At 48.3% G+C, this 4,136-nt stretch carries 4 protein-coding genes and 1 pseudogene; 4 read left to right on the top strand and 1 reads right to left on the bottom strand.

What is annotated here, in order from left to right; genetic code table 11:
• Positions 1 to 84: 84 nt before the first annotated feature.
• The 4 genes from IQ224_RS22070 (at position 85) to IQ224_RS22055 (ending at position 3,929) form a co-directional block, all read left to right on the top strand.
• Complete coding sequence (locus IQ224_RS22070) at positions 85 to 1,308, top strand: M20 family metallopeptidase (RefSeq protein WP_194033498.1); 1,224 nt, start codon at positions 85 to 87, stop codon at positions 1,306 to 1,308.
• A 79-nt stretch (positions 1,309 to 1,387) separates the two neighbouring features.
• Entirely contained in the window at positions 1,388 to 2,275 is an 888-nt protein-coding gene (gene argB, locus IQ224_RS22065; RefSeq protein ID WP_149988009.1) for an acetylglutamate kinase, read from the top strand.
• Positions 2,276 to 2,443: 168 nt separating this feature from the next.
• Positions 2,444 to 2,665 carry a DUF4327 family protein gene (locus IQ224_RS22060; RefSeq protein ID WP_002737463.1) on the top strand — a complete coding sequence of 74 codons (222 nt, stop codon included), beginning with the start codon at positions 2,444 to 2,446 and terminating at the stop codon, positions 2,663 to 2,665.
• A 43-nt stretch (positions 2,666 to 2,708) separates the two neighbouring features.
• Positions 2,709 to 3,929 carry an efflux RND transporter periplasmic adaptor subunit gene (locus IQ224_RS22055; protein WP_194033497.1) on the top strand — a complete coding sequence of 407 codons (1,221 nt, stop codon included), beginning with the start codon at positions 2,709 to 2,711 and terminating at the stop codon, positions 3,927 to 3,929.
• Between the two features lie 25 nt (positions 3,930 to 3,954).
• On the opposite strand, the pseudogene IQ224_RS22050 reads toward IQ224_RS22055, so the two are convergent.
• Positions 3,955 to 4,136: pseudogene (locus IQ224_RS22050) on the bottom strand (IS630 family transposase); the annotation flags it as partial.

Genomic DNA, 4,136 nt, shown 5'->3' with positions numbered 1-4,136 from the left:
GGGTGTGGGGAGAACAAAGCTGTCCCCTGTCCCCTGAAGTTAAACTAGAAACCAGTGATCAAAAAAACTAGCCGTCCGAACCCGATGATTTCCTCCTTTCCTGTCCCCAATAGCTTAAATTGCCCTCAAATTCGCCTTGCTATTCGTTCTCTACAGCCGCAATTAGTCCACTGGCGCCGACAAATACACCAAAAACCAGAACTAGGCTTTCAAGAACATCTCACCGCCTCCTTAATCAGTCAAACCCTGACTAAATACGGAATTGACCATCAAACCGGTATCGCCGGCACCGGAATTGTCGCCACCATCGCAGGCAGTCAACCGGGGCCAGTTTTAGCCCTGCGGGCTGATATGGATGCACTACCGATCGCCGAAGAAAACCAAGTCCCCTATCGTTCCCAACATCCGGGCCAAATGCACGCCTGTGGTCACGATGGTCACACAGCGATCGCCCTCGGCACAGCAGTTTACCTAGCACAAAACCGTCACGATGTCAAGGGGATAGTAAAAATTATTTTCCAACCCGCCGAAGAGGGGCCGGGGGGGGCGAAACCGATGATCGAAGCGGGAGTGCTGAAAAATCCCGACGTGGAGGCAATTATCGGGCTACACCTCTGGAATAATCTGCCCTTAGGGACAGTAGGCGTGAAAAATGGGCCTTTAATGGCGGCGGTGGAATGTTTCGATCTCCAGATTCAAGGCCGGGGCGGCCACGGGGCAATTCCCCATCAAACCGTCGATTCACTACTGGTGGCGGCCCAAATCGTCAACGCCTTGCAAACCATCGTCGCCCGCAACCTTAACCCCCTCGATGCCGCCGTGGTGACTGTGGGTAAATTAGCGGCGGGAAGCGCTAGAAACGTGATCGCCGATAGTGCTAATCTCAGTGGGACGGTGCGCTATTTCAATCCCCTGTTAGGAGGCTATTTCCGACAGCGGATGGAAGAAATTATCGCGGGCATCTGTCAAAGTCAGGGGGCTAGTTATCAATTCGATTACTGGCAATTGTATCCCCCGGTAATCAATCATGATCAGATGGCGGAATTAGTGCGCTCCATCGCCGCACAAGTGGTGGAAACCCCGGCCGGAATCGTTCCCGAATGTCAAACCCTAGGAGGGGAAGATATGTCCTTCTTTTTACAGGAAGTACCGGGCTGTTATTTCTTCTTGGGATCCGCCAATCCCGAATTAGGATTAGCCTATCCCCACCATCATCCCCGTTTTGATTTTGATGAATCGGTGTTAACCATGGGAGTGGAGATTTTTGTCCGTTGCGTCGAAAAATTCTGTAATTCTAAGACTTTCTAGCAATCGGTTCAAGGTGAACAGTTTTTGTCAAACCCGAAACCGCTAAACTGATCACTGAATCAGACAGGTAAAAAAACCCATGAACAATAATACCCACGAAAACGATGCCCAACGGGTGAAAATCCTCAGCGAAGCCCTACCCTATATACAAGAATTTCGCGGTCGTACTGTAGTGGTTAAATACGGTGGTGCGGCCATGAATAACAGCGATATCAAAGACACGGTGATGCGAGATATCGTTTTTCTCTCCTGTGTGGGGGTTCGTCCCGTTATTGTCCACGGCGGTGGTCCAGAAATCAATAGTTGGCTGGATAAATTGGGCATTGAACCCCAATTTAAAGACGGTTTACGCGTCACCGATGCCGCCACCATGGATGTGGTAGAAATGGTGCTGGTGGGGCGCGTCAATAAAGAAATTGTGGCCCTGATCAATCAAGCCGGCGGTAAAGCGGTAGGATTATGCGGTAAGGATGGTAATCTGATCACCGCCCGTCCCGTGGGGAAAGAGGGCATTGGTTTTGTGGGAGAAGTGAGCAGTGTCGATACTAGCGTTGTCGAATCCTTGGTCAATAGTGGCTATATTCCCGTGATTTCCAGTGTGGCCGCCGATGAAACCGGCCAAGCTCATAATATCAATGCCGATACGGTAGCCGGAGAAATAGCGGCGGCTTTAGGGGCGGCTAAACTGATTTTGATGACCGATACAGCCGGAATTTTAGAGAATTATAAGGATCCTTCCACTTTATTGGCTAAATTAGATATCCAACAGGCCCGGGAGTTGATTCAAAAAGGTATCGTTGCCGGCGGGATGATTCCCAAAGTTGGCTGCTGTGTGCGATCGCTGGCTCAGGGAGTTCAGGCCGCTCATATTATCGATGGTCGTCTTCCCCACGCCCTTTTACTGGAAATTTTCACCGATCGAGGCATCGGTTCCATGATTGTGGCCTCCGGTTATACTAATCTATAGTAGTAATTACCGTACTTTTGGTTAAAAAGACTTGCCTAAAACCACAGATATGGTGTAAAAATAAGTTAATAAACGCGCTTCTCGCTCCTTTGTAATGGCAAAAGTCTTAGTCTTGAGTTAGTTTAGTCGGGAAGCGCAAAATCTGAAGTATTCATAGCAATTGAATTTATGACCAAACAAGCTGTAGCTCACCCGATGGTGAAGTTTCAACGCAAGGCTAGCAAGTGGATAGATGCAAAAGTAGTCAAACCTAGCGATAGTATCTGGAAACTGGCTCTTTTATACGGAGATGAGTGGGCATACTGGAAGCAGGAGTTGCTCGATTTCGGTTTCTCCATGCAAGACCCTCTCAGCGAAGTGGTAGCGGTAGAAGCTTGGGACGAAGAATAAGCGACCATCGACTCAAAAGCAGCTTTCTACCAAGATTATCGCCATGGGATCGACTCCGATTATCCTTTCCGCTCTGGTTATCTTATCCTTAAGCGCGAGTTGTTCTCCCAGGACCGAAACCCAACCACCGCCACCAGCGGCCCGTACTACTACCGTCAACGTCACCACCGCTAAACTGGCAACCATCGGACGCAATCTCGATTACACGGGAACTACCCGACCTTTAAAAGTAGTTTCTCTGCGATCGCAAGCCACCGGTCAGTTACGCAATCTCCCCGTCGATGTGGGAGATGAGGTGCAATTAGGACAAATCCTAGCTCATGTTGATGATCGTCTCCTTGCCACCGTTGTCCGGCAAGAAAAATCCGCCCTGTCGGCCCTAGAAGCGGAATTAGCCCGGGCGAGAATTGAAGTCAGTAACGCTGAAATTGAAGTGGAGCGCCTACAACTACAATATCAACAGGCCAAAAATGATGGCGAGCGCCTGCAAAAATTAGCCCTAGAAGGGGCGATTCCCCTACAACAGGGTGAAACAGCCCAAACTGCGGCGGCAGTGGCTTTAAAAGCCGTTAATAGCGCGAGATCGAGAATTAAAGTCGAGGAACAGGTAGTGGCGGCAATTATCGGCAGAATTGCCGCCCAAAAATCGGTCATCGCTCAGGAACAACAACGTCAGGCCTATGCTATTCTTAAATCACCGGCGACGGGGATAGTTATCGAAAAACTAAAAGAGCCGGGGGATTTAGTCAGTATCGGCGATGAAGTCCTCAAAATTGGTGATTTTCAACAGGTCAAGGTAGTAGTATTATTATCGGAATTGGATTTAAAAACGATTAATTTAGGACAAACGGTTAATGTCAGCCTTGATGCTTTCGGTGAGAGAAATTTTTCCGGTCGCATCAACAGGATTTTCCCCCTCAGCCAAGGCACGGCCCGGCGGATTCCCGTGGAGATTACTCTACCCAATGGGGATGGTTTAATTAAAGGGGGATTATTGGCCCGGGTGCGGTTTAATAATAATTCTGCCCCTCAGGTGATTGTCCCCGAAACAGCAATTGTCAGTCAGGGGGAATCCCCAGCCATTTTCGTCCTTTCCGAGTCTAACTCACAAGTGCAAAAACGTCTCGTTCGTCTCGGTCAAGCGCTTGACGGTCAAGTAGAAATTATCACCGGACTTGAACCGGGGGAGCGTTTCGTCGTTAATAGTAGTAAACCTTTGCAAAATGGCGAAAAAGTCCGGGTCAGTATCCTGAGTAATCCTTGATTAGTTGGGGATTGCTAAGTATACTTTAGACGTTCATAATCTGAGATTTATTAAACTTCTGAAATCGTAGAGTCAGCAAAGAATCCAGTTCTTTTTTATGTTTCAGATGGGCATCATTCAGACATTCATAAATAGCTGAAGAAAAGTCAGAAAAGTTTTCATAATATTTACCATGTAAACATTTCTTTTTGACAAATTTCCACAGCC

Source organism: Microcystis sp. LEGE 00066 (assembly GCF_015207925.1).
GTDB classification, from domain to species: Bacteria; Cyanobacteriota; Cyanobacteriia; order Cyanobacteriales; family Microcystaceae; genus Microcystis; species Microcystis ichthyoblabe_A.
The sequence above is the reverse complement of the archived record's forward strand: the minus strand, read 5'-3'. Positions and strand labels throughout refer to the sequence as shown.

Bases quoted from the DNA above. Each gene is read 5' to 3' on its own strand.
- IQ224_RS22070 (WP_194033498.1), top strand. From the start codon at position 85: ATGATTTCCTCCTTTCCTGTCCCCAATAGCTTAAATTGCCCTCAAATT.
- argB (WP_149988009.1), top strand. From the start codon at position 1,388: ATGAACAATAATACCCACGAAAACGATGCCCAACGGGTGAAAATCCTC.
- IQ224_RS22060 (WP_002737463.1), top strand. From the start codon at position 2,444: ATGACCAAACAAGCTGTAGCTCACCCGATGGTGAAGTTTCAACGCAAG.
- IQ224_RS22055 (WP_194033497.1), top strand. From the start codon at position 2,709: ATGGGATCGACTCCGATTATCCTTTCCGCTCTGGTTATCTTATCCTTA.